The organism is Rickettsia hoogstraalii (assembly GCF_000825685.1).
In the GTDB taxonomy this organism is placed as follows: domain Bacteria; phylum Pseudomonadota; class Alphaproteobacteria; order Rickettsiales; family Rickettsiaceae; genus Rickettsia; species Rickettsia hoogstraalii.
In genome coordinates, this window is record NZ_CCXM01000001.1 from 1,229,897 (window position 1) to 1,255,915 (window position 26,019).

A 26,019-nucleotide genomic window follows, 5' to 3' on the forward strand; every position below is an offset into this window, starting at 1 on the left:
ATAATATATATGTAATTGGGAGATTTTATGAAAGATATAGAATATTGGGAAAAAAATATAGAATATTGGGAAAAAAATTTTGAAAGTTGTAAATATTCACATAAATTAATCAAAAGGCTTTTATTTTTAAATACCCAAGTAAAACAACCTGTTGATATTAGAGAAATTAAAAAAGGTATTTATTATGCTCGTAAATATCATGGTGAGCAAATGCGTCAATCGGGTGATCCTTATTATTCTCATCCAATCGCAGTAACAATTATGGTAGCAGAATTTGTAGCGAAAGAAGTGCCTAAACTCTTTACTTTTAGAATGCTACAAGCTGCATTACTTCATGACACTATTGAAGATACTAAACTTACTGAAGAAATGATTAGTAACATTTTTGATGAAGAAGTAGCAAGGCATGTAGAAGGTCTAACTAGAATTAAACCTTGTGGAAAAATAAGTAGCGAGAAAAGTCTTATTTTATTAATTAAACAAAAAAGATACGATACTGCTCTTATAAAACTTTTTGATAGGATACATAATTTACAAACTTTAGAAGCAAAATCGCCTGAAAAAGCTCATAAAATAATTAAAGAGACATTAAAAAGCTTTTTAGTGTTAAGTGAAATACTTGAAATACCTTCAGTTTCAGAGCTTATATATGCTGAATGTTATAAAAATAATTTAAAGTTTAATATAAATTCTACTTTTAATAAAATTGTAAATTTCGATTCTTTTCCATTCTCTCAAAATAAGTTACTCCCATAAAGAAAGTTATACCTACCGGAATGAAAATTAAAAATAATCCCCAATATCCTAGATAATTGGTAATATAAACTAAACCAAATGACGTTATAATATAAGTAAATAATTTTGCTATTGCACTTAGCATACTAGTATATGTAAATCTCTTAAAAACCGGAAAATATTTATAAAATATAGGAGCTGCCGGTACATGATCAAATACGAATAATGCAGCTAAACATTGAAAAATAAAAATATATAAAGGAGTAGGGTTATAATTTAACATTATAGGAAAAAAAATGAGAGAGGTAAAAAATAGATATAATTTTACCTTTAAGATTTTTAAAGGATAGATTTTATAGCTAATAAATGCAAGACCGATAATACCGAGTAAATCTATTATAGATACCCAAAAATTTTGATTTATAATTTGATTCGGAGTAAAACCACATTCTCTTTTTAATATATCAGCACAATATATATACACGAAATAAAAACACGGAGGTCTAGCACATTGGATAAAGAAATACCAAATAGAAGTGGCGTTTGGAACTTGTTGATCTAGAATATCTTTGTCAATTTCTTCAAGCTTAATATTATTTTCTTGAAGTCTTAGTTTTAATTTATTTTTTTTATTTGAAAATGCCTCTGCTTCTTTTAAACTAGTCCTCGCAATAGTACCTACAAAAGCAATAGTTGCACCAACAAAAAAGGCTATACGCCAACTTGATTCATGTTGATAAATATTTTGATTAGTAAAAATTGATGCAATACCTAGTGCTACTGTCGTGCCTACGGCAGAAAATACGGTTATAATTGCTACTAATGAATATTGTATAGGAGGAGATGAATTTTCGGTTAAATATAGCTCTGCACCTCGTGCTTCTGCAGTTGCCGACATACCTTGAATTATACGACATATAGTAAGAACCCAAGAGGCTGTTATACCTATCTGTGCATATGTTGGCATACTGCCTATAATCATACAAGTAATAGCCATTAATAGAGTAGTTAAAACAACTACAATCTTACGTCCAAAATGATCGCCTATATATCCGAATATTAATGCTCCTATAGGTCTTAACAAGTAGGTAGAGCAGAAAGAAAAGGCAGTAAGCAGCGAAAAAGTGAAGGGATCATATTCCGGAAAAAATAAATTATTTAAAAGCACCGCCATATGCACATAAAGCATAAGGTCAAAATACTCTAGAAATGTACCTATAGAAAGTAATCCGACAGCTTGTTTTTGTTCTTTATTTAAACTTCTTTGTTCTTTTTCGTAGCCTAACATAACCTATTATATATAATTAGATTACTAAATAAGCTATACTTTTTTGATTAAAAGTCAATAAAGGATTAAGAATTTTTAATAAATATTGTTACAAAATATCTAGATTATGTAAAGTTATCTAACCTAAAATTTTCAAAATAATTTAAAGTTTAATATAAATTCTACTTTTAATAAAATTGTAAATTTCGATTCTTTTCCATTCTCTCAAAATAAGTTACTCCCATAAAGAAAGTTATACCTACCGGAATGAAAATTAAAAATAATCCCCAATATCCTAGATAATTGGTAATATAAACTAAACCAAATGACGTTATAATATAAGTAAATAATTTTGCTATTGCACTTAGCATACTAGTATATGTAAATCTCTTAAAAACCGGAAAATATTTATAAAATATAGGAGCTGCCGGTACATGATCAAATACGAATAATGCAGCTAAACATTGAAAAATAAAAATATATAAAGGAGTAGGGTTATAATTTAACATTATAGGAAAAAAAATGAGAGAGGTAAAAAATAGATATAATTTTACCTTTAAGATTTTTAAAGGATAGATTTTATAGCTAATAAATGCAAGACCGATAATACCGAGTAAATCTATTATAGATACCCAAAAATTTTGATTTATAATTTGATTCGGAGTAAAACCACATTCTCTTTTTAATATATCAGCACAATATATATACACGAAATAAAAACACGGAGGTCTAGCACATTGGATAAAGAAATACCAAATAGAAGTGGCGTTTGGAACTTGTTGATCTAGAATATCTTTGTCAATTTCTTCAAGCTTAATATTATTTTCTTGAAGTCTTAGTTTTAATTTATTTTTTTTATTTGAAAATGCCTCTGCTTCTTTTAAACTAGTCCTCGCAATAGTACCTACAAAAGCAATAGTTGCACCAACAAAAAAGGCTATACGCCAACTTGATTCATGTTGATAAATATTTTGATTAGTAAAAATTGATGCAATACCTAGTGCTACTGTCGTGCCTACGGCAGAAAATACGGTTATAATTGCTACTAATGAATATTGTATAGGAGGAGATGAATTTTCGGTTAAATATAGCTCTGCACCTCGTGCTTCTGCAGTTGCCGACATACCTTGAATTATACGACATATAGTAAGAACCCAAGAGGCTGTTATACCTATCTGTGCATATGTTGGCATACTGCCTATAATCATACAAGTAATAGCCATTAATAGAGTAGTTAAAACAACTACAATCTTACGTCCAAAATGATCGCCTATATATCCGAATATTAATGCTCCTATAGGTCTTAACAAGTAGGTAGAGCAGAAAGAAAAGGCAGTAAGCAGCGAAAAAGTGAAGGGATCATATTCCGGAAAAAATAAATTATTTAAAAGCACCGCCATATGCACATAAAGCATAAGGTCAAAATACTCTAGAAATGTACCTATAGAAAGTAATCCGACAGCTTGTTTTTGTTCTTTATTTAAACTTCTTTGTTCTTTTTCGTAGCCTAACATAACCTATTATATATAATTAGATTACTAAATAAGCTATACTTTTTTGATTAAAAGTCAATAAAGGATTAAGAATTTTTAATAAATATTGTTACAAAATATCTAGATTATGTAAAGTTATCTAACCTAAAATTTTCAAAATAATTTAAAGTTTAATATAAATTCTACTTTTAATAAAATTGTAAATTTCGATTCTTTTCCATTCTCTCAAAATAAGTTACTCCCATAAAGAAAGTTATACCTACCGGAATGAAAATTAAAAATAATCCCCAATATCCTAGATAATTGGTAATATAAACTAAACCAAATGACGTTATAATATAAGTAAATAATTTTGCTATTGCACTTAGCATACTAGTATATGTAAATCTCTTAAAAACCGGAAAATATTTATAAAATATAGGAGCTGCCGGTACATGATCAAATACGAATAATGCAGCTAAACATTGAAAAATAAAAATATATAAAGGAGTAGGGTTATAATTTAACATTATAGGAAAAAAAATGAGAGAGGTAAAAAATAGATATAATTTTACCTTTAAGATTTTTAAAGGATAGATTTTATAGCTAATAAATGCAAGACCGATAATACCGAGTAAATCTATTATAGATACCCAAAAATTTTGATTTATAATTTGATTCGGAGTAAAACCACATTCTCTTTTTAATATATCAGCACAATATATATACACGAAATAAAAACACGGAGGTCTAGCACATTGGATAAAGAAATACCAAATAGAAGTGGCGTTTGGAACTTGTTGATCTAGAATATCTTTGTCAATTTCTTCAAGCTTAATATTATTTTCTTGAAGTCTTAGTTTTAATTTATTTTTTTTATTTGAAAATGCCTCTGCTTCTTTTAAACTAGTCCTCGCAATAGTACCTACAAAAGCAATAGTTGCACCAACAAAAAAGGCTATACGCCAACTTGATTCATGTTGATAAATATTTTGATTAGTAAAAATTGATGCAATACCTAGTGCTACTGTCGTGCCTACGGCAGAAAATACGGTTATAATTGCTACTAATGAATATTGTATAGGAGGAGATGAATTTTCGGTTAAATATAGCTCTGCACCTCGTGCTTCTGCAGTTGCCGACATACCTTGAATTATACGACATATAGTAAGAACCCAAGAGGCTGTTATACCTATCTGTGCATATGTTGGCATACTGCCTATAATCATACAAGTAATAGCCATTAATAGAGTAGTTAAAACAACTACAATCTTACGTCCAAAATGATCGCCTATATATCCGAATATTAATGCTCCTATAGGTCTTAACAAGTAGGTAGAGCAGAAAGAAAAGGCAGTAAGCAGCGAAAAAGTGAAGGGATCATATTCCGGAAAAAATAAATTATTTAAAAGCACCGCCATATGCACATAAAGCATAAGGTCAAAATACTCTAGAAATGTACCTATAGAAAGTAATCCGACAGCTTGTTTTTGTTCTTTATTTAAACTTCTTTGTTCTTTTTCGTAGCCTAACATAACCTATTATATATAATTAGATTACTAAATAAGCTATACTTTTTTGATTAAAAGTCAATAAAGGATTAAGAATTTTTAATAAATATTGTTACAAAATATCTAGATTATGTAAAGTTATCTAACCTAAAATTTTCAAATTATCTATTTTTCTCTGAAAGCTTTAAATGCAGTATCAGTAACGGGATCAAGTAAATATCTAAGTAGTGTTCTAGTACCGGTTACGATTTGTACCTCAGCTTGCATACCAGGGTGTAATTCCAAATTTTTAACTTTAGCAACTTTATCAAATTCATCCATATCGATTTCAACTCTTGCAACATAATAATTATCTTGCTGTTGTCCCGGATGTTGTCTTTCATCTTGTACTATATCGGGAGATATGCTTACTACTTTACCGGTAAATGTTGGAGTTGTTCTTGATTTAAATGCACTGAAACGTATTTTTGCAACTAATCCCTCATGTACTGAGTCAATGTTTTTTTGAGATACCTTTGCTTCTATTATTAATGGGTCATTAATTGGCGAAATTTCCATAATAGGTTGTCCGTGACTTATAACACCGCCTATTGTATGATATTTTAAATTATTAACTATACCGTCAACAGGTGATCTGATTATCACACGATTAAGTGAATCCGTCAGGGAATTATATTTTTCTTTAAGAGATGCTGTTTGTACTTGAGCTTCACGAAGCTCTGTTAAAGTCCGTTCAGTGTATTTATTTTGTTGATTTATAATTTTAATTTGAGTTTCGGTAATAGCATGGCGTATCCCTGCTATTTCGGCTTCAGTTGTTGCAACATCGCTTTTTGAAGCGGCAACTTTTGCCTCTTGATCTAATAAAGCTGCTTTTTGTACAAAGCCTTTTTCTTTTAACGTTCTTAAAGCTTTTAAACGGTCTTGATAAACTTCAGCAGTTTTGGAAGCGGCAACTTTTTTTGCTTCTAAACCTTCAATTTTTTTCTCAAGTTGAGCAATATTTTGATGTAATGCATCTTTCTCTGAGTTATATACTTCTTTTCTAGATCTAAATAAATTTTCCTGTGTATGAATTATTTTAGCTACTTCCGGTAAATTTATATCCTGCATTAGAAAATCAGAGAATTCGATTTGTTCTAAATTATCACGTTCGGCAATTAAACGATTTTCAGTTGCTAAAAAATTACGGTACTGACCAAGAATATTTTCATGTTCGCTTTTTATTCTAGTTTCTTCAAGCTCTATTAACTTATCGCCTTCTTTGACTTTATCACCTTGCTTAACGTAAATAGCATTGATTATTCCACCTTCATTATGTTGAATCGTTTTTTTATTTGTGCTTGGCATTACGATACCGACAGCTACAGCACCGCTATCAAGTGGAGCAAGAGCCGACCATAATCCGCCTATTAATACTAAAAAGATAATAACATAAATACCGAAAAGTATAGGTGACCTTGCAGCCTGGGCTACGTTATTACGATCTTTATCAGTTTTCTTGGTAATAAAATTAACAAACCTATCAAGTTTTACTAATAAGAATTCTATAGTATGAGAGGTTTTCTTTAATGTAGTATTTATTAAAGCTTTACGTTTAGAGCTTTGACCTTTAAGGTTTAATGAGTCTTCGCGTAAGGACAATAATTGTTTCAATTGTTCCGGAGTAATTTGAAGTTTATTGTGTTTTAAGTCCTGCATAATATTTAATCATTATTATTTTTAGTCGGTGTCTGTCTGCGTTGTTTTCGATGTCATTCCCAGTAACGTTGGGAAAGCATTGTTGCGTGGATACCCAAACCGTCATTGCGAGGAGCGAAGCGACGCGGCAATCCAGAAAAAAATAATTAAAAAAAATTCTGTAAATCAGAATTTTTTACTGGATTGCTTCGTCAATTGCTATGCAATTTCCTCGCAATGATGATTCGGTATATATACAACAATGCCAGTCAAGTCATGATATGACATTATTAGTTATTAATATGAATTGTGCCGCTTTTTAAAGTTTTAAAGTGTTTTTGAATCTCTTCTTCCGTTCCGTAAACTGCAACGGCTCCATCCTGTAATATTAGAATTTTATCAACAACGGATAATACGGATGGTCTATGTGAAATTACAAGAACTGCTATTCCTTTAAGTTTTGCTTGTTTTAAGGCACTTGCAAGCGCGACTTCACCTGCCTCATCTAAATTAGCATTAGGCTCATCTAAAATGATGAGTTTTGGATTGCCGTAAAAAGCCCTAGCAAGCCCGATACGTTGTTTTTGACCACCTGATAGATTAGAGCCTGCAGGACCGATATCAGAATCATAACCGTCAGGAAATCTTAATATCATTTCATGAGCTCCGGCTATTTTAGCTGCTTCAATAACTTTTTGCGGATCGGCATCTTCTTCCATTCTAGCTATATTTTGTTTAATACTACCGCTAAAAAGTTCTATTCCTTGAGGAAGATAACCAACATGTCTACCAAAATCTTCTCTATTCCAACGATAAATTTCAGCACTATCTAAACGTACGGAACCTGATGATTCTTTCCATACCCCGACTATGATTTTAGCTAAAGTTGATTTTCCTGTAGCCGAAGGACCGATAATTGCTAAAACTTCGCCCGGTTGTACTGCAAAACTAACGCCTTTTAAGATATATTTTGGTACGGGAGGTTGTGGTAAATGTTTCGGTATAGGATGAGCATAATAAATATTTTCAACAGTAAGATGACCATCAACGTTCGGAATTGGCATCGCTTCATCTCTAGAAGAATAAGTGTTAAATAAATTATTAATGTTTTTGTATGATTTAATAGCACCGCTCATACTTTTCCATAAATCAATAGCATTATCGAAAGGAGCAAGAGCTCTACCGACTATGATAGAACTCATAATCATATTACCGGGAGTCATATCTGCACTGTGAGATTTTACAACAATGTAAGCACCGACTCCGGTAACAGCCATTTGCATTATGTTACGGATAAACCTTGAAAAGTTAGAAATAACACCGTTACGATAGCTAGCAACTGATTGTTTATCAAGTGCTAATATGTTAAATTTATGCCAATTTTTTGTAACATTCTTCATCATTCCCATTGCTTCAATTGCTTCTGCATTTCTGTTTGCAATATCGGCTTGTGTCATACCTTTTATCGAAAATTCGGTAGCTTCACCGAGCGTTTTATTAGTAGCAGCAGCGTTAAAGAAAGCGGTTGAAACTATGATAATTGCACCAAAAACGGTAATAAGACCGATATATGGATGAATTGAGAAAATAACGGCAATATAGATAAGGCTCCAAGGGGCATCGAATAAAGTATTAATTCCAGTACTTGTTAGGAATGTTTTGACGGCTTGAAAATCACGTAATAATTGGCTAGAACCCATATTTGCTCGTGTTGCAGCTGCAGAAATTGAAGAAGCAAAAATTACGGGAGCTACTGTTCTATCAAGCCATTCTCCTACCTTTATAAGTGTAAAAGAACGAGCAATTTGTAATAATCCGTAAACAAAATAGATATATGCGATTATTATCGATAAAAATAATAATGTTTGTAGATTACCGCTTCCAAGTACTCTATCAAGAACTTGTAGTGAGTAAAGAGGAGTAATTAACATTAGTAAGTTGATTACAAAAGCAAACCAAAAGACTATCCAAAAAGCTGTTCTACATTCGCCTAATGCTATTACTAGCGGGTTTTTTTTATTTAGATTATTATTTTTATTATCCATATTAGTTATATTATAAATAATTATTAATTAGTTCTTCAGCAATTTGGACACTGTTTAAAGCTGCTCCTTTACGTAAGTTATCACATGTAATCCATAGATTTATCGTGTTATCTCTACTTACGTCATTTCTAATGCGGGAGACATATACGGCATCTTCGCCTACCACTTCAACGGGCGAGATATAAGCAAGGTCATTATTATTAGAAATTGTAACAATTCCATCGGCATCTTGTAATATTTCTTCAGCGATGTTAGCGTCCATTTTGTCGTTAGATTCTATGTTAACCGATATAGAATGACCGATAAATACCGGTACTCGCACGGAAGTAACACTAGCTTTAAAGTGATTGCCCATAATTTTGTTTAGTTCAAAAGCAATTTTTGCTTCTTCACTTGTATAGCCGTCTGTATTTAAATCACCTATATGAGGAAAAAGATTAAATGCAATCTGTTTTGGAAATTTCTTAGGATCATTCTCTCCAAAAACATATTTAGATTTTGTTTGGTCGTAGAGTTCGTCCATTCCTGCTTTACCTGCTCCTGATACTGATTGATAAGTAGATATCACTACTCTTTTAATCTTTATTTCATTATCTAGCGGTTTTAATGCTACTGCAAGCGGAATTACTATACAGTTAGGGTTAGCTATGATATTTTTAGTATTAAACTCTTTAAGTGTTGATAAATTAACCTCAGGTACAATTAACGGTACTTGATTGTCAACTCTAAAAAGTGAGGATTTGTCGATAACTACACAATTACTAGCAGTAGCTCTAGGTACAAATTCTTTTGAAACTTCTGAACCTGCACAAAAAAAAGCAATATCGATATCATCAAAATTTAAATTAGTTAAATTACTGATTTTCAGTATTTTTTCTCCATAACTTATTTCTCGTCCGATAGAGTTATCTGAAGCTATAGCATAAATTTTATTAACGGGAAAATTACGCTCAGCTAGAATATTTAGAGTTTCACGCCCTACATTTCCTGTAGCTCCGATTACTGCAATATTGTATTTTTTAGTCATTTATTTATTAATCCGATGAGTTTTTCGCCTCCGATAATATGGAAGTGAAAATGAAAAATGGTTTGTCCCGATTTTTCGCCTTTATTAGTTATTAAACGATAGCCGTCTTTATCTAAACCCGCTTCATTTGCTATATCAGAAATTTTAGCAAAAAAATGTTTTATTTCGTCTATTTGAGCTTTAGAGATAAAATCCGAATAATCTATATATTCGTTTTTAGGTATAACGATAATATGTACAGGTGCTACGGGTGCTATATCTTTAAATGCTAAAATTTGTTCGTCTTCATAAATTATTTTTGCCGGAAGATTTTTATCTATAATTTTTGCAAAAACATTTTCTTTGTTATACATCATTTTATTCTTGTTAAAGGCTTTATTGAAGCGAAAATCGTCATTGCGAGGAGCCGTAGGCGACGCGGCAATCTCGTCAAATATCCTGAGATTGCTTCGCCTTTATTACTGCGTAATTCTTCTCGCAATGATGTAAATTAAACAAGCATACTACGTTCTAAAAATTTCAATTCAGCTTCAATGCTAGAGTTGGCAATTATTATATCTTCTAGTCGGTAATTATTTCTTTTTAAATAATTTTCTCTAATATCTGAAGCAAAAAAGCCGAAGCCTAATATTAAGACTATCTTAAATATAAACTTTAACTCTTCGATATTAATCGCCGTAACGATTATATTTGCTATTACGGCAATAGCAACAACTAACCGCATTTTATGGTATAATGCCCAAAATATACTTAAAAGAGCAGCTATCCATGAAAAGCCTTCTTCAATAACAATAAAATTATTATTTTTTTGTGTGGAGTTAATGTATATTGCGTATATATTCATTATTTAAGTTTAAGCCTTGAAAATTCAAGGGACAATAATTAATTAAACCGGATTAGTCAAGTATACTCTGCTGCTTTCAAGAATTGCTCTTTAGTTATCTTCATGGATTCATGTACTCACTTATTAAGTATAAGCTGCGTGCGTTCACCATTTGATAACAAATTCAATTCTTGAAAGCATTTGAGTATATACTAAGATAGAACTTCAAAAATTGGTGACAATGTTCTACAAGAGTTGCGGTACGAACTATATTAAGTAACGGCTTCCGTTCCGAGGACTTTGAACTCCTAGCTCTTTTTGAAGCTGTGTCGAATAACTCTTCATTTTATTTAGGAGTAATTCAATCCTATATAGTACCTAATTAACAACTTAATATCAATAAATTTTATATTATGTCAGATAATTTAGCCTTACACGGCACAACAATACTTTGTTTAAAAAAGAACGAAGAAATAATTATAGCAGCAGATGGACAAGTCTCGCATGGTAATACCGTACTAAAATCTACAGCACGAAAACTTCGGACTATAGCAAATAATAAAATTATTGCCGGTTTTGCGGGTTCTACGGCTGACGGTCTTGCGTTATTTGAAAAACTTGAAGTAAAGATAGAGCAATATAAGCATAATTTACTTAGAAGTGCAGTTGAGCTTGCAAAAGATTGGCGTAACGATAAATATTTGAGACGTTTGGAAGCAATGATGATTGTTGCCGATCGTAGTCATATATTAATTTTAACCGGTAACGGTGATGTCGTAGAGCCTGAAAATAATGTTGCAGCAATAGGTTCAGGCGGTTTATTTGCACTATCTGCCGCTCGTGCTTTAATGTCTTACGAGAACAATTTAACTGCTGAAGAAATTGCTTTAAAATCTATGAATATAGCTGCAGATTTGTGTGTATTTTCTAATCATAATATTATAATGGAAAAAGTTGTATGAAAGCTACTAAAACTACTTATAAAAAAGACCCTATGGGGCTTACCCCTTCTCAAATAGTTAATGAACTTAATAGATTTATCGTAGGTCAAGAAAAGGCCAAAAAAGCTGTTGCTATTGCACTTAGAAATCGCTGTCGTCGTAAAAGAGTAGAAGGTAATTTACGTAATGAAATAGTACCGAAAAATATTTTAATGATCGGTTCAACCGGTGTCGGGAAAACGGAAATAGCAAGACGCCTTGCAAAGCTGACTAATTCTCCTTTCTATAAAATTGAAGCAACTAAATTTACCGAAGTCGGATATGTAGGGCGTGATGTAGAATCAATAATTCGTGATTTAGTCGAAATAGCCGTTAATACTGAAAAAACTTTAGCAAAAATGGAAGTAGATATTAATGCACGTGAAAAAGCGATAGAGAGAATATTAGATAGTTTAGTAGGTAAAACTTCTAGTAGTGAGACTAGAGAAAAGTTCAAAGAAAAAATTTTAAACGGTGAACTTGATGATACGGAAATCGAAATTAGCGTAGCTGATACTACACCTGTCGGTGGTGGAAGTTTTGAAATACCAGGCATGCCGGGAGCATCTATGGGCGTTCTTAACCTTGGCGATATGATTGGACGAGCCCTTGGCAGCAGTAAGACTAAAACAAAAAAAATGCTAGTTAAAGATGCTATGGCTATTATTATACCTGAGGAATCAGAAAAATTAATAGACCAAGAAAAAATTATTCAGCAAGCTATAAATTTAGCTGAAAATGATGGGATAGTTTTTATTGACGAAATTGATAAAATAGCTTCGACCGGTAGTTCCGGAGCAAAAAATGCCGAAATAAGTAGAGAGGGTGTACAAAGAGATTTGCTACCTTTGATAGAAGGAACAACGGTTAATACTAAATATGGACCGGTTAAAACCGATCATATATTATTTATTGCTTCCGGTGCTTTCCATATTGCTAAACCTTCTGATTTATTACCGGAGTTACAAGGAAGGTTACCGATTAGAGTAGAATTAAATTCGCTCACCAAAGATGATATGATTAAAATATTGCTTGAGCCTGAAACTAGTTTAATAAAGCAATATTCGGCGTTAATAGGTACTGAAGACGTGCATCTTGAATTTACGGATTCTGCTATTGAGAAGATAGCGGATTATGCGATCACCGTTAATTTAGAAGTCGAAGATATAGGGGCTAGAAGGCTGCATACTATACTTGAGAATTTGCTTGAGGATATAAGCTTTGAAGCTAGCGAAATGAAAGGCAAAAAAATAACTATCGATGATAAATTCGTAGAAAATCAATTATCAAAAATAATAACTAATCTTGACTTAGCTAAGTTTGTTCTATAGTATGCTTTTTCGATTGGTGGTTGTTGTTTCTGTCATTGCGAGCAGCCGTAGGCTACGTGGCAATCTCATGAAGTAGGATAAACTCCTGAGATTGCTTCGTCAAAACTTGCAGTTTTTCCTCGCAATGACGGGTAAGCCGATCCATGCGGGAATGACATCGAGCCATGCAATAACACCTACAACCTCACAAAATAGCATTTGAAGAAAAATTTCATGATAATTCATATAGCAAGTCTAACGTTTAATGGAATTGATATTATCGATGTTGACGTGCAGGTACAAATATCCCCGGGTATACCTGCTTTTACTATAGTAGGGCTTGCCGATAAAACTATAGCCGAGTCGAAAGAACGAGTTAAAGCAGTGTTATCTTCTATAGGGCTTGCACTACCTACTAAAAAGATTTTAATAAATTTAGCTCCGGCAGATTTAGTAAAAGAAGGAAGCCATTTTGATCTTGCAATTGCCTGTTCAATACTTACCGCAATAAATATTTTACCTGAACTTGAAATTGCGGAATATTTGATAATAGGAGAGTTATCATTAGACAGTTCAATCTTACCGGTAAGCGGAGCTCTACCTGCAGCGATTGGGGCTTCTGCTAGAGGTAAAGGTCTTATTTGTTCAAGTAAAAACAGCTCGGAAGTTGCTTGGTCGGGTAATGATAATATACTTGTTGCAGATAATTTAATTGAACTAGTAAATCATTTTAAAGGTTCACAAGTTTTAACTCCTCCGGAAGCTAAATTGCAAGATGAGCCGATAAATTATCCCGATTTTAAAGATATAAAAGGTCAAAAAATTGCTAAACGAGCTTTAGAAATTGCAGCATCAGGTGGGCATAATCTTTTAATGTTCGGTCTTCCCGGAACCGGCAAATCAAGGCTTGCTGCTTGTCTTCCCAGTATACTCCCTAAAATGTCTACAAAAGAAATTTTAGAATGTAGCACGATTACAAGTATTGCAGGAAAATTTTTAGATGGTAAACTTACCAAAGCAAGACCGTTCAGAACTCCGCATCATTCATGCTCACTTGCCGCTATGGTCGGTGGCGGTGTCGGAAAAAAAGTAAAGCCTGGGGAAATTACGCTAGCTCATAACGGAGTATTATTTTTAGATGAACTACCTGAATTTCCACAGCATGTTATTGATGCATTAAGACAGCCTATTGAAAACGGTGAAATACTAATCTCACGATCAAACGCTCATATAAAATATCCGGCAAATTTTCAGTTAATAGCAGCTATGAATCCTTGTAAATGCGGTTATTTAGGCGATCCTTATAAAGAATGCATGAAAGCTCCAAAATGTGCTAACGACTATCAAATGAAAGTTTCAGGACCTATTATGGATAGATTTGATTTGCATATAGAAGTATCAAATATTAATATTTATAATTATGACTTTATTACAGATAATTCTGAGGAAAAATCTGAAGATATAGCTATAAGAGTCGAGAAAGTACGTTTGATTCAAGAAAAGAGATATGAGGGCTATAACAAATAACAGATTAGACGGGCAGTTATTAATAGATTACGCTATGCCTGCGGATGAAGGTAGGGATTTACTGAATGAAGCGGCAAATAAATTTCGTTTATCAATGCGTGCTTATAACCGAATACTTAGAGTAGCACGCACGATTGCCGATCTTGAGAATGTTGATAAGGTCTTGAAAATTCATATTGCTGAAGCTTTGAGTTACCGTAAAATGGAATTTAATAATATGTAATTAGACAGAAAAATATGAGTACCCTAATAAGTTTTGATTACGCTATAAAATATTTGCTTAAGGATAAAGGTGATTATGAAATAGTTGAAGGATTTATCTCGGCAATACTTAAGGGTGCGGGTTATAGTCCGGTTAAGATAACGGCATTACTTGAAAGTTGCAGTAATAAAGAAGATGATATCTTAAAATCTAGCGTAGCAGATGTAATAGTAGAAGATGTGAAGAAGGACATAAATATATAGTGGAAATAGATAAGTCCTATACAAATCTTTTTATGCATAAAGCTTGTTTTAATTCTAGTAGGTTAATAGTCGATAGTATTTATAAAAGTGAAGACTACACTACTATAAAAAAGATATTTCATATTAATTTACTATATTTCCCTTTTGCTAAGATAAAAGCACCTTTATATCACGGTAAGACTATTTTTAGAGAAGTCGATAAAAAACACCCTATGAAATTTTCTTTAGGAGATATGAGAGGTAAAATATTCGATTTATGTGATGTATTTTCGGAATATTTTGTAATATCGGTACCGTTATTTAATGATATTATAAGAGATGAATTGGATGAATGGCTATATGTAGTAAAACATTCTGAAGTTAAGAAAGACTTTAAATCACCGTATATGAAGAAGGTAGCAAAAAAACTTGATATCCTTAAAATGACAACTAAAGAAAGAATTATTTATCGTGCTCATATGAGCAAAGGCTTTAAAGACCGCGATTATATTAGTTTCTGCTGAAGAAAAAGGTAGAGAAGAAGGTATGGCAAAGGGTATAGAAGAAGGCGAAGTTACAAAAAGTATAAAAATAGCAAAAAAGATGTTAATGAAAAAAAACTCGATAGAAGAAATATATGAGATTACTGAATTATCTATAGAAAAAATAAGGCAGTTGAAAGCAGAAATTGAGAACCTTAAAAAATAATTATCTTCAATGACAAAAATTTACTTTATAGCCGGCGAGACGTCAGGGGACTTTATCGGTGGACGCATAATTCAGCATTTAAAAGATAATATAGAAATAAAATGTATAGGTGTTGGTGGTAAATATATGGAAGAGGCTGGCAGTTTTAAAAGCTTATTTCCTATTACTTCCATAAATTTAATGGGTTTTGTAGAGATTTTGCCTCATATTTTTAAGCTTAAAAAATTAATTGATAAAACTGTGGAGGATATAATAAATAGCAAAGCTGATTTATTAATTACCATAGATTCACCAGGGTTTACTTATCGTGTGGCAAAGCGAGTAAGAAAACTTTTACCAAAGCTGAAAATGATTCATATCGTTGCACCGTCAGTTTGGGCATATAAAGAGGGTAGGGCAGTAAAATACGCTAAAATTTATGATTGTTTATTTGCTTTACTACCGTTTGAACCTCCATATTTTACTAAAGTCGGTCTTGACTGTAGATATATAGGTCATCCGATTATGGAGCAAGAGTTTTATAGTGATAAAATAGCTTTACGTGAAGAGTTTAAAATAGATGAGAAAGAGAGAGTTTTATGTGTTACTCTTGGAAGCAGAAAAGGAGAGATTCTAAAGCATTTACCGGTTTTTATTTCTTCTATTGAAGAAATATTCAAGAGTTGTAATAATCTTAAAGTTATATTTACTCTTGCAAATCCTGCTCATGAGGCAATAATAAAGCCGTTTTTAGAAGATGTTAAGTTTAATTATTTATTTTCAAGTGAGAGACTTAAAACTTATGCTGTTGCGGATGCAGCTTTAGCAAAATCCGGTACTAATACTTTAGAGATAGCAGCTTCCGGTACTCCTATGATTGTGGCTTATAAAGTTAATCTTATAAGCTTTTTTATTATCAGGCTATTGATAAAAATAAAATATGTTACGTTGATAAATATTATAGCAGGTAGCGAAATAATTCCGGAATTTATCCAATTTAATTGCCGAGCTAGTCTTATGAGTAATAAGCTTCAAGAGTTATTATTTAATTCTAAAAAAGCGTCTGAGCAGGTAATAGAAAGCCAAAAAATTTTGCAGCAATTAGGATTTAAATCAAAACGATTACAGCTAAAATCAGAAAGCTTTAGACACGATGAATTTAAAGGCAAGCTAGCTAAGCGTACAAAAGTACGTGAACACAGGCTTAGCTTGGAAAATTCGCTTGTATCAAGTGATCGAGATGATGCTATACCTTCTTATATAGCTGCAGAAATTATTAAACAGGAGTTCTTAGAACCTAAAATAAAGTTGTTAAAAGAGAAAAATTAGTACTTGAACCGGTGGTCCACAACATTTTCCGAATTATAATAAACATTAATATTAATATAATAACAAAATATATTTCCATATTTTTTCTTATAGTATTAATTTGTTTTATTAAAATTTCTAAATCATTGGAAATTTTTTTGTATTCCTCATTGTTATCAGAACGCATTGTTGTCAAGAAACCGGATAAGTTTCCTAACTTATTTTGTAAAGCTTTTAACCTTTCAGTATGTTCTTCGTGTTTTAGATCGGTATTGTGATCTTGTATCATAATATATAATGCCCATTATAAGATCAGTATTAACGCCGGTATAGTAATATGAACTATGAATAAAGATTTATATTTTTTGTTTGTAATAAAAATTCTAACTTTTCATTTTACAGGAGTATACTATTGTTATAGTAAATTGGTTTACGTTATTAATTTGTTGCTCGTTAGTCATCTAATTTTAATATTTTAATTACCAAATATTAAAACTATTGATTTATTTAGCAAAAACTATATAATTTAAATTCAGCAAATATTTAACTTCAACCAAACTTTAAGTTAGTTTTACTATATGTTATTTCAAATGTCAAGAAAAAACCATATTTCGTGGTAAATTTTTTTATCAATATTTCTAAGTCTTATAAAAATAATAGTTATTATGTTAAAAAAACTATTAAAAACTAAACTTTTTTTAGTTATAGTATCTCTAACTATATTTATTACTTTGCTAAATTTTAGTATATTTTATATTTTTGTGCCGGGTAATCTTACTCAAAATAAAACGATAATTATTGAACCTAAATTATCCGTAAATCAAATAGTTACAAAACTTTATTCTAATGAAGTAATCAAATATCCGAGAATTTTTAAGGTAATTGCTAAAATTTATTCTATAAAAAGACCTCTTAAAAGCGGTGAATATGTGTTTACTCGTAATATATCGCCTCTGCAAACTTTAAGAATATTAGCAAGCGGTAAATCTATAATACATAAGATAATTGTCCCGGAAGGTACGGTAGTTAGTGAGGTTATAAAGAAAATTAATGAAGAAAATCGTTTATTTGGAGAAATAAAAGGAATAATACCGGAAGGGTTTTTAATGCCGTCAACGTATTTTTTCTCTTATGGAGATCAAAAAGAGCAGATAATCGATCAAATGAGAAATTTAATGTCTGCTAATTTAGATAAGGTAATGCAGAATCTTGCACCGGATTCTCCGTTAAAAACTAGACTTGAGGTATTAACTCTAGCTTCGATAATTGAAAAAGAAGCCGGTTCAAATGCAGAAAAGCCTATTATAGCAGCAGTATTCATTAATCGTTTAAAGAAAAATATGAAGCTACAAGCCGATCCGACTACTATATATGCTTTGACTGAAGGAAAATTTAAATTAGCAAGAGCTTTAACAAAAAAAGATTTATTGCAAGAACTACCATATAATACTTATTATATAAAAGGTTTACCACCCGGTCCGATTTCTTGTCCGTCGTTAAAATCTTTAGAAGCAGTGGTAAAACCTGCTAAAACGGATGCCTTATTTTTTGTGGTTGACGGTAAAGGCGGGCATAATTTTTCTAACAATCTTAATGATCATAATAGATTTGTTGAAACTTATAGAAAAAGTTTGATTAAAGTACCTGAGCCGGAAATTGATCCTGAAAAACCAAAAGAGAATTATGAATAATACTGAATTTAGTAAAATAGCCGAAACAACAATTGCATATATAGCCGACAAGATAGAAGAGCAAGATAAAGAAGCAAGTATAGACGTAGATTTACAAGGTGATATATTAAATCTTGATACTGATAAGGGTATATATGTAATAAACAAACAAAGTGCCGCTAAAGAAATTTGGTTATCGTCACCGGTTAGCGGTCCTTATCATTTTTTTTATGAACAAGGAAAATGGAAAAATAGAGCAGGATTTGAGCTGATGGATATTTTAACTAAAGAGCTTAGGATTGAATTTAATAACATATGAAAGATTTTGAAACTGCCGATAGTGCCGCAAAAATCTATGATTTAATAATAAAAAATGCCCCTGATGATGTATCTTTTATTGATGTTGACGATACTATTATTGCTCTTAAATCAAAAACTTTTAAGAAGCCGCCTTATAATAAAATGATTGATAGAATTAAGGAAAATAAAAGTAATTATGATAATTATGAAGAAATTGTCAGTAATTGGCGGCTTCAGCGAAAAGTAATATTAATTGATGAAGAGTGGGCAGAAGTTATAAACAAGCTCAAGGCAAAGTTTCCTGTTTATGCTCTTACACAAATGAATACGGGAGAGTTCGGCAATATTCTTTCGACGCAAGATTGGCGATATAAAGAATTAAAGAGTCTAGGTATAGAATTTTCAGATAATGAAGAATTAGCAGCGTGTAATTCAGGACAAAAGGATGATGCTGTTATAAAGGGATATTTATAACAGGTAATCATTCAAAGAGCGGTACTTTATCAAAATTTTCTGAAGAGCTAAATGCTAGTTTTATTGTATTTATTGATGACCGTGCGAAACATGTGGAAGATGTAAGAGATTATTGTAAAAAGAATAAAATCGGTTTTTTAGGCATTTTATTTGACGGGCTTAAACATTTAACGGGAGAACCTGATCCAAAACTTGCCGAATTTCAAGAATCATATTTAATAGAAAATGCTAAATGGCTTGAAGATGATGAAGCTTATAAATTAATGGTCGGGAATAATTATTTAGGTAAAAAATCAGTTTATACTTGAAATTAATAAAATTTATAATAAAAATTTTATTAAATTAACTTTACAAGATTAAAATTATGGGAAATACAATTGTAACGAGTGATTGTTTATCAAGACCATTGTTTATTGCGGCAAGTAATGGGGGATATAGAAGCTGTGAATAATATGATTGCTTCTGAACCTAAAACTTTAATTGATATAAGTTGGACTGAAGAACCATTGGATTTAGCTGGTAAAAGTAATAATATAGAAATTGCTAAATTATTACTAGAATATGGAGAAAAATGTAATTTTCCAGAAGATAAGTATGGCAGTGATTTTGAAAAGATGATTAAATCATCTCAATTAGCACATAAAATTTTTAATTTAAAGGATTTAGATTACAACGATATACAAAATTTAGAAATAGTTAAAAATGATTCTTATTTAAAAGAAATATTAATAACTACTTTCAAAAACGATATATTTCATTCGGAATATATACCAAATGCTATTAGTATAAAAGTAAGCAGTAATTTATCTGAGTATTGTATGAGCATAAAAAATATTTATCAAAATAGATTTGAAGAAGCTTTAATGGAGTCATTATTAGCAGTTATTATAGAACTAGAACTTCAGTATATAAATGAAGTAAAACAGTGTATTATAGAACTTAAAAAAAAATTTTGTTGAAGACAGTAATAATAATTTTCAAAATTATCTAAAGAATATGGTTAATGATCCTGAAAAACAGCATACAAAAGAAATAATAAGAAACAATCCGAATTTAATAAAAATCATTGAGAAATTAACAAATAATAAACATTTAGATATAGAGTTGAGAAATAAAATTAGTAATTTTATTGATTTTGATTTTTCTAGTGACTCAGGCTATGATTCTCACGATGAAGTATCAAATATAGGCGAAATATAAAAAATTTTTTATTTGGGAGATATGCACTTAATAAAAACTTTTATATTGCTAATTTTAATTTTTATCTCAAATCTAGTATTAGCAAATACTTATCGGCAGGTAAATTACAAAATAAACACCTTTGTCTAACATGCCTGTTTCAGCTATTAAAGTTGAAACAGAAATAATAGGCGATATGAGCGGTGAAGTTATTTTAGATTTACCCTATGCTTGGGCAAACGCTACATATTACAAGCAAATCAAAAATGTTAAGCTAGAATATCCTATTGGAAAGTTGCAGTTTAGAAATCAAGACTCAAATGAAGTTATTTTAAATACGGGAAAAATCAATATTATTCGTTTAAGCTACGAAATATATCAAAAAACCGGTAATCCTTGTGATATCCACGAAGCAATAATTAGACAAAATCTAATTCATTCACCGGGTTATGGGCTTTTTGCTACTCCCGGCGATTTAAATGGAAATGACATGATAGAGTTTAATATTGAATGGAATAATATTCCTGATAGCTGGAAAACAATATCAGATTATGGTCTTGGTAAAAGCATGAAATTTAAAGTTAAAAAGGAAGAGCTACTTAGTGCTTTGTATGCAGCAGGTGATTTACGTGTTTACAAAATTGTCGATCAAAAAAATCCTGTATATCTTTCTCTGCATGGTCAGTTTGATCTTAAAGATGAAGAAATAGCTTCTTATATAAATAAAATTATCAAGGGACAAAGAGCATTTTTCCATGATAATGATTTTCCTTATTATGTAATCAGTTTAATTGAAGGTGATGAGCCTAATCACATGGGAGGAACAGGTTTAACAAATAGTTTTACCGCGTTTATTCCTCAAGGTTTAGACAAACAGGATTATATAACGTTACTTGCTCATGAACATTTGCATAATTGGACAGGGAAGAAAATACGTAATAATTTAGAAGGATTAAATTATTGGTGGAGTGAGGGGTTTACCGATTATTATAGCAGAGTTTTAGCTTTGCGTGCCGAAGTTATAACACTTGAAGAGTTTGTAGAAGCATTTAACCAATTCTTTCAGGATTATTATTTATCACCTGTAATAAATGAACCTAATAATTTAATCAAAACAGATTATTGGAAAGATTATGCAGTAGAGAAATTACCGTATTATCGTGGGTTTGTTTTTGCACTTTATTTGGATAATCTCATTAAAGAGAATAATAGGAGTAAATCGCTGGATAATGTTATGCTTGATTTGTTTAAAACCTCAAAAGAACAAGATTTTTCAAGCGATTATTTTAAAAAAATAGTTAAAAATTATCTTCCAAAAGGGGTAGATAAAGAGATAAACGATAAAACTATAGATTTAGCTGATGTTACTAAAGTGCTGCCAATCGAGAAAATAAAAATGGGTGCATATGACCGTGGTTTTGATAAAGATGCTTTAATAAATAATTATACAATAAAAAATATTGATGAAAATAGTAACGCTTATAAATCTGGACTTAGAAACGGGGACATAGTTATAAAATACGATTTTCCTAAATGGGGTTCTCCTGATCAGATAGTTACAATCAAAACAACTAAAGGTGAGTTTAAATTTAGACCTGAAAGTGCTAATAAAAAAGATATATATAGGTTCAAGCCTAATTTGTCTAAAGAAGATAAGCTAAAAATCAAAAAGTTTTTTAGTTAGGAATAACATTTTAGCTATTTTTGGACCTCTTTGTAACTGAATAGTTAAAAATTTTATACATCTTAAAATTATACTTTTCTTTTTTTTATTTCTTTATATTATCCAAAAATAACTTATAAACTAAATAATGAGGTATACAATGAATTCTTTATTAAAAGTATTATATCCGAACAGAGTTGTAGAATATTTAAATACAAATTCTTATGCTCTAGATATTGTTAAAATAGTTATGGGAGTAGTTGCTATTTTTGCTTCGTCCCAAATAAGTATTCCTATAAAACCGGTAGCAATTACGATGCATAGCGTAATACTTTGTATTATCGCTTTTACTTATAGTCCACGCCTTAGTTTTCTAACTATACTGACTTTCATTTTTGTAGGTGTAATGGGTTTGCCGGTATTCTGTAAATTTTCTAGCGGGATAAATTATTTTTTAGGAGCAGCAGGAGGTTATTATCTCGGCTTCTTAATTGGAACTCCAGTTATGAGTGCTTTAAAAGATAAGCTAGCTGAGAATTTTGTAAACGTTACCATAATTTGTATTATCGGTCATACTATATTTTATCTATTCGGTGTTAGCTGGCTTGCAAGTATGATAGGTTTAAAGCAAGCAATTTATAGCGGATTTATAATTTTTATTCCCAGCGGTCTTGCTAAACTTTTTGTTTTCTCTTCTTTATTCTCTTACGTTAAGAACCTAAGACAAAAATAATTTTTAGAAATGAAAAAATGGACTTTTGACGAGGCTAAAGAAATCTTTAGCCTTCCGTTTATGGAGCTAATCTATCAAGCTCAGACAGTACACCGTACTAACTTTGATCCGAATAAAGTTCAAATAAGCAGCCTCTTAAGCATTAAAACAGGTAGTTGTCCTGAAAATTGCAAATTCTGCCCTCAATCTGCACACTATAAAACTGATGTAAAAAAAGAACCTTCTAAAGAAGCAGGTAGTACTCGCTTTTGTATGGGAGCTGCGTGGCGTGGTCCACGTGATGAGGATTTAAAACTGGTTTGTGAGATGATTAAGGAGGTCAAAAAATTAGGCTTAGAAACTTGTGTTACTCTTGGTTTATTAAAAGAACATCAAGCAGTTACGCTTAAAGAAGCTGGGCTTGATTTTTATAATCATAATATTGATACTTCTGAAGGGTTTTATGATAAAATTATTACCACTCGTACTTTTCAAGACAGGCTGGACACATTAGGATACGTTCGGGCTTCCGGTATGAAAGTATGCTGCGGCGGTATTTTAGGAATGGGAGAAACAAATGACGATCGTATTAATATGATCTTAACTCTTGCAAATCTTGAAGAACCTGCTGAATCGGTAACTATTAATAAGCTAATAAAAATTCCCGGTACGCCATTAGAAAATGTACAAGATATTGATCTATTTGATTTTGTTCGAGTAATAGCTTTGGCAAGAATAATGATTCCAAAATCTTATATTCGTTTATCGGCAGGTAGGGAACAAATGTCTGATGAATTACAAGCTTTATGTATTATGGCAGGCGTTAATTCAATATCCTATGGAGAAAAGCTTTTAACCTCAGCTAATCCAATGCCTAAAAAAGATAATGATTTATTTCAGAAATTGGGAATTACACACTAATTTACCTTCATTAATTTTTTTAATTATTTATTAATTAATATCCATTGACATGGTCTAATATTTAAGTTATAATCGCTGCGTCACGATTTAATTTTAAGGGGAAAAATCATGACAAAAATCTATACAGGGCCACAAACCTCAAAAAAACATCTAGTTACTTTGATAGTGCTACAATTCATTTTCAAAATGCTACCAAAGCTGCAGCAGATTTCACAATGTATGCTACCTTAGCAACAGAACATGCTATTAATGTGATAGAGAATGGTGCAAGTGCTGTACGTTCTATTCAAGGTGTTATTTCTGATGTAAGCACTAATTATTCTTTTATATCTACATTTGCTCAAGCAACTGTAGCAAGCCTTGCAACTTTTGCTTATTACAATCCGCCTGTTCTTATAGGTGCTTGTGCTTTAGGAGCAATTGCAATTTCGCCGTACGATTCTATCAAATGTGCAGAAAATACAATAAAAGCAGGGATAGCTGCAGGATATGTAGCTTGTGAAACTGTGGAAGGTTTAATGGCAGGAGCAGCAGGTATAGTTTCTCTTATTGCTGATAATATCTACGGTGATACTGCAGAACTTGCCGGTGCTATTAATACTAATATGATAGAGTATTATAGCTATTGCGAGCAGGCATTGTTGCATGGACCGATAAAACCCATTGTGTCACCCCGTGGCTTGATAGAGGTGAAATTGAACCACGCAGCAATCCAGAAAATAATAACAAACTCCTGAGATTGCCACGCTCCTTTCAGTTGCTCGCAATGACGGTTAGGTGTCTACGCAACAATGCCTTGCGGGAATGACATAGAGAGTTACGCACTAGTTAATCGTTTTATTATCTCTTCTCTATCAATCAAGGGTAAAACTCCTGCGATTTCCGGTCCTGATTCTCTACCGGTTAAAGCAAGGCGAAGAGGCAAAAATAACACCTTACCTTTCTTGCCTGTTATATTTGTTATTTCTTTAGTCCAAATGCTCCAGCTATCTTTAGTAATTTCTCCTTGCGGTAATAATTCTGCAGCTTGCTTTAAATAGTCCTTATCTAAATTTAGATTTTCTACATTCGGAGTTTTATGACAAATCTCCCACCAATCTTTTACATCACGTAATTTTTGTAAATTGGGTCTTACCGATAACCAAAAATTTTCATCAATATACTCGGCATCGATTTCTTTAAGGCGGTCTTTTACTTCGTCAAAATCTAAACTTATTAATAATTTATGATTTAATCTTTCCAAATCTTCCGGCTGATAGATAGTCGGGCTTTTAGAAAAACTACTTATCTCAAATTGATTTGCTAGCTTCTCCATTGATTTATAAGGCAAGATTTGTGCCGATGAACCAAGTAAGCTAAAAAAGCTAGTTATTGCCATAGCTTCGATTCCGATTTCTTTTCTAAGAGTTGCGATCTCAAATCCCCCGACTCTTTTAGAAATTTTCTCATCCTTGTTAATAATTAGGCTTAAATGTCCAAAAGTCGGAGGAGTAGTATTTAAAGCCTCAAACATTTGAATTTGAATAGCGGTATTGCTAACGTGATCTTCACCCCTAATAATATGAGTAATATCATAATCAATATCGTCAATAACCGAGCATAACATATAGGTTATACTACTGTCTGCTCTTATCACTATTGGATCACTTAAAGCCTTGCCGTCATATTTAACTTCGCCTTTGATCATATCATGCCAGCTAATCGGTTCATAATTTACCAAAAATCTATAATGCGGTTTTCTTCCTTGTTCTATATATTTTTGTATTTGTTCTTCAGTTAAATTTAAAGCAGCTCTGTCATAAATTAGCGGTAAACCTTTAGATAATTGAAATTTACGCTTTAATTCTAGCTCTTCAGGAGTCTCATAGCAGGCATATAATCTTTTTTTGTCTAATAATAGATTTTTGATTTCATTATATCTACTTAAACGACTTAATTGATTAAATGTCTGATCCCAATTAAGATTTAAAAATTTTAAATCTTCTTCGATAGCGTCTTTATATTCCTGTTTACTACGCTCTAAATCCGTATCGTCAAATCTTAAAATAAACTGCCCGTTATGCTTCTTTGCATATAGCCAGTTAAGCAATGCTGTCCTGATATTTCCGACATGTAACATACCGGTCGGCGACGGAGCAAATCGTGTTATAACTTTTGTCATTTTTACTTATTTTTTTAGTGTTTTGTACTATCGTCATTGCGAGGAGCGTAGCGACGTGGCAATCTCGTAAAATATCCTGAGATTGCTTCGTCGAATTACGTTGTAATTCTTCTCGCAATGACG

24 protein-coding genes and 3 pseudogenes are annotated in these 26,019 nt (G+C 31.6%); 16 read left to right on the forward strand and 11 right to left on the reverse strand.

From position 1 onward, the window contains the following. The first annotated feature begins 27 nt into the window (after positions 1–27). Positions 28–756 carry an HD domain-containing protein gene (locus tag BN1174_RS06410; RefSeq protein ID WP_040257435.1) on the forward strand — a complete coding sequence of 243 codons (729 nt, stop codon included), beginning with the start codon at positions 28–30 and terminating at the stop codon, positions 754–756. Here BN1174_RS06410 and BN1174_RS06415 read toward each other — a convergent pair. The 9 genes from BN1174_RS06415 to BN1174_RS06450 form a co-directional block, all read right to left on the reverse strand. Next, a complete protein-coding gene (locus tag BN1174_RS06415) occupies positions 698–2,023 on the reverse strand; it encodes an MFS transporter (protein ID WP_040257443.1) in 1,326 nt (441 codons plus the stop codon). The two genes, BN1174_RS06410 and BN1174_RS06415, sit on opposite strands and share 59 nt — an antisense overlap. Before the next feature lie 167 nt (positions 2,024–2,190). Further along, entirely contained in the window at positions 2,191–3,516 is a 1,326-nt protein-coding gene (locus tag BN1174_RS06420) for an MFS transporter (RefSeq protein ID WP_040257443.1), read from the reverse strand. Between the two features lie 167 nt (positions 3,517–3,683). Continuing rightward, entirely contained in the window at positions 3,684–5,009 is a 1,326-nt protein-coding gene (locus BN1174_RS06425; RefSeq protein ID WP_040257443.1) for an MFS transporter, read from the reverse strand. Between the two features lie 141 nt (positions 5,010–5,150). After that, positions 5,151–6,686 carry an HlyD family type I secretion periplasmic adaptor subunit gene (locus tag BN1174_RS06430; protein WP_040257445.1) on the reverse strand — a complete coding sequence of 512 codons (1,536 nt, stop codon included), beginning with the start codon at positions 6,684–6,686 and terminating at the stop codon, positions 5,151–5,153. A 269-nt stretch (positions 6,687–6,955) separates the two neighbouring features. Further along, positions 6,956–8,710 (reverse strand): type I secretion system permease/ATPase, encoded by a 1,755-nt coding sequence (locus BN1174_RS06435; RefSeq protein WP_040257447.1) that lies wholly within the window; start codon positions 8,708–8,710, stop codon positions 6,956–6,958. Between the two features lie 10 nt (positions 8,711–8,720). After that, positions 8,721–9,737: an aspartate-semialdehyde dehydrogenase gene (gene asd / locus BN1174_RS06440; protein WP_040257449.1), complete on the reverse strand. Its 1,017-nt coding sequence runs from the start codon at positions 9,735–9,737 to the stop codon at positions 8,721–8,723. Further along, positions 9,734–10,090, reverse strand: coding sequence for an HIT domain-containing protein (locus BN1174_RS06445; RefSeq protein WP_040257451.1), 357 nt, complete (start codon positions 10,088–10,090; stop codon positions 9,734–9,736). The genes asd and BN1174_RS06445 overlap by 4 nt, the downstream gene beginning before the upstream one ends. After that, positions 10,090–10,218 carry a hypothetical protein gene (locus BN1174_RS12375; protein WP_269379082.1) on the reverse strand — a complete coding sequence of 43 codons (129 nt, stop codon included), beginning with the start codon at positions 10,216–10,218 and terminating at the stop codon, positions 10,090–10,092. Before BN1174_RS12375 ends, BN1174_RS06445 begins: the two co-directional genes overlap by 1 nt. Before the next feature lie 9 nt (positions 10,219–10,227). Further along, positions 10,228–10,581: a hypothetical protein gene (locus tag BN1174_RS06450; protein WP_040257453.1), complete on the reverse strand. Its 354-nt coding sequence runs from the start codon at positions 10,579–10,581 to the stop codon at positions 10,228–10,230. 392 nt (positions 10,582–10,973) lie between these two features. On the opposite strand from BN1174_RS06450, the gene hslV reads away from it, so the two are divergent. The 6 genes and pseudogenes from hslV (at position 10,974) to lpxB (ending at position 16,837) form a co-directional block, all read left to right on the forward strand. Beyond that, positions 10,974–11,522 (forward strand): ATP-dependent protease subunit HslV, encoded by a 549-nt coding sequence (hslV, locus tag BN1174_RS06455; protein ID WP_040257455.1) that lies wholly within the window; start codon positions 10,974–10,976, stop codon positions 11,520–11,522. Next, entirely contained in the window at positions 11,519–12,871 is a 1,353-nt protein-coding gene (hslU, locus tag BN1174_RS06460) for an ATP-dependent protease ATPase subunit HslU (RefSeq protein WP_040257457.1), read from the forward strand. Before hslV ends, hslU begins: the two co-directional genes overlap by 4 nt. Before the next feature lie 213 nt (positions 12,872–13,084). Then, a pseudogene (locus BN1174_RS06465) lies at positions 13,085–14,600 on the forward strand (YifB family Mg chelatase-like AAA ATPase). 14 nt (positions 14,601–14,614) lie between these two features. Continuing rightward, positions 14,615–14,842 carry a hypothetical protein gene (locus BN1174_RS10210; protein ID WP_040257459.1) on the forward strand — a complete coding sequence of 76 codons (228 nt, stop codon included), beginning with the start codon at positions 14,615–14,617 and terminating at the stop codon, positions 14,840–14,842. A gap of 32 nt (positions 14,843–14,874) precedes the next feature. Continuing rightward, positions 14,875–15,529, forward strand: a pseudogene (locus tag BN1174_RS10215) (nuclease/transposase family protein). 9 nt (positions 15,530–15,538) lie between these two features. Next, positions 15,539–16,837 (forward strand): lipid-A-disaccharide synthase, encoded by a 1,299-nt coding sequence (gene lpxB, locus BN1174_RS06485; RefSeq protein WP_040257461.1) that lies wholly within the window; start codon positions 15,539–15,541, stop codon positions 16,835–16,837. Here the strand turns inward: lpxB and BN1174_RS06490 are convergent. After that, positions 16,806–17,105 (reverse strand): hypothetical protein, encoded by a 300-nt coding sequence (locus BN1174_RS06490; RefSeq protein ID WP_040257463.1) that lies wholly within the window; start codon positions 17,103–17,105, stop codon positions 16,806–16,808. The genes lpxB and BN1174_RS06490 overlap by 32 nt on opposite strands. 376 nt (positions 17,106–17,481) lie before the next feature. Between BN1174_RS06490 and mltG the strand changes: the two genes are divergently transcribed. The 9 genes and pseudogenes from mltG to BN1174_RS11930 all read left to right on the forward strand — a co-directional run bounded on the left by mltG (position 17,482) and on the right by BN1174_RS11930 (position 24,472). After that, positions 17,482–18,507 carry an endolytic transglycosylase MltG gene (gene mltG / locus BN1174_RS06495; RefSeq protein ID WP_040257465.1) on the forward strand — a complete coding sequence of 342 codons (1,026 nt, stop codon included), beginning with the start codon at positions 17,482–17,484 and terminating at the stop codon, positions 18,505–18,507. Then, positions 18,500–18,805 carry an iron donor protein CyaY gene (gene cyaY / locus BN1174_RS06500; RefSeq protein ID WP_040257467.1) on the forward strand — a complete coding sequence of 102 codons (306 nt, stop codon included), beginning with the start codon at positions 18,500–18,502 and terminating at the stop codon, positions 18,803–18,805. Before mltG ends, cyaY begins: the two co-directional genes overlap by 8 nt. Then, positions 18,802–19,568, forward strand: a pseudogene (locus BN1174_RS12750) (DUF2608 domain-containing protein). The gene cyaY and the pseudogene BN1174_RS12750 overlap by 4 nt, the downstream one beginning before the upstream one ends. Before the next feature lie 117 nt (positions 19,569–19,685). After that, positions 19,686–20,219, forward strand: coding sequence for a hypothetical protein (locus BN1174_RS06510; protein WP_040257469.1), 534 nt, complete (start codon positions 19,686–19,688; stop codon positions 20,217–20,219). Between the two features lie 37 nt (positions 20,220–20,256). Next, positions 20,257–20,460: a hypothetical protein gene (locus tag BN1174_RS06515; protein ID WP_040257471.1), complete on the forward strand. Its 204-nt coding sequence runs from the start codon at positions 20,257–20,259 to the stop codon at positions 20,458–20,460. A gap of 130 nt (positions 20,461–20,590) precedes the next feature. After that, positions 20,591–22,123: a M61 family metallopeptidase gene (locus tag BN1174_RS11925; RefSeq protein ID WP_231555829.1), complete on the forward strand. Its 1,533-nt coding sequence runs from the start codon at positions 20,591–20,593 to the stop codon at positions 22,121–22,123. Between the two features lie 127 nt (positions 22,124–22,250). Next, a complete protein-coding gene (locus BN1174_RS06530) occupies positions 22,251–22,835 on the forward strand; it encodes a biotin transporter BioY (protein ID WP_156138526.1) in 585 nt (194 codons plus the stop codon). Positions 22,836–22,844: 9 nt separating this feature from the next. Further along, entirely contained in the window at positions 22,845–23,735 is an 891-nt protein-coding gene (gene bioB / locus BN1174_RS06535; protein ID WP_040257475.1) for a biotin synthase BioB, read from the forward strand. 215 nt (positions 23,736–23,950) lie between these two features. Continuing rightward, positions 23,951–24,472 (forward strand): hypothetical protein, encoded by a 522-nt coding sequence (locus tag BN1174_RS11930; protein ID WP_231555830.1) that lies wholly within the window; start codon positions 23,951–23,953, stop codon positions 24,470–24,472. Between the two features lie 80 nt (positions 24,473–24,552). Here the strand turns inward: BN1174_RS11930 and gltX are convergent, their stop codons facing one another. After that, complete coding sequence (gene gltX, locus BN1174_RS06545; protein ID WP_040257477.1) at positions 24,553–25,896, reverse strand: glutamate--tRNA ligase; 1,344 nt, start codon at positions 25,894–25,896, stop codon at positions 24,553–24,555. Between the last annotated feature and the right edge of the window lie 123 nt (positions 25,897–26,019).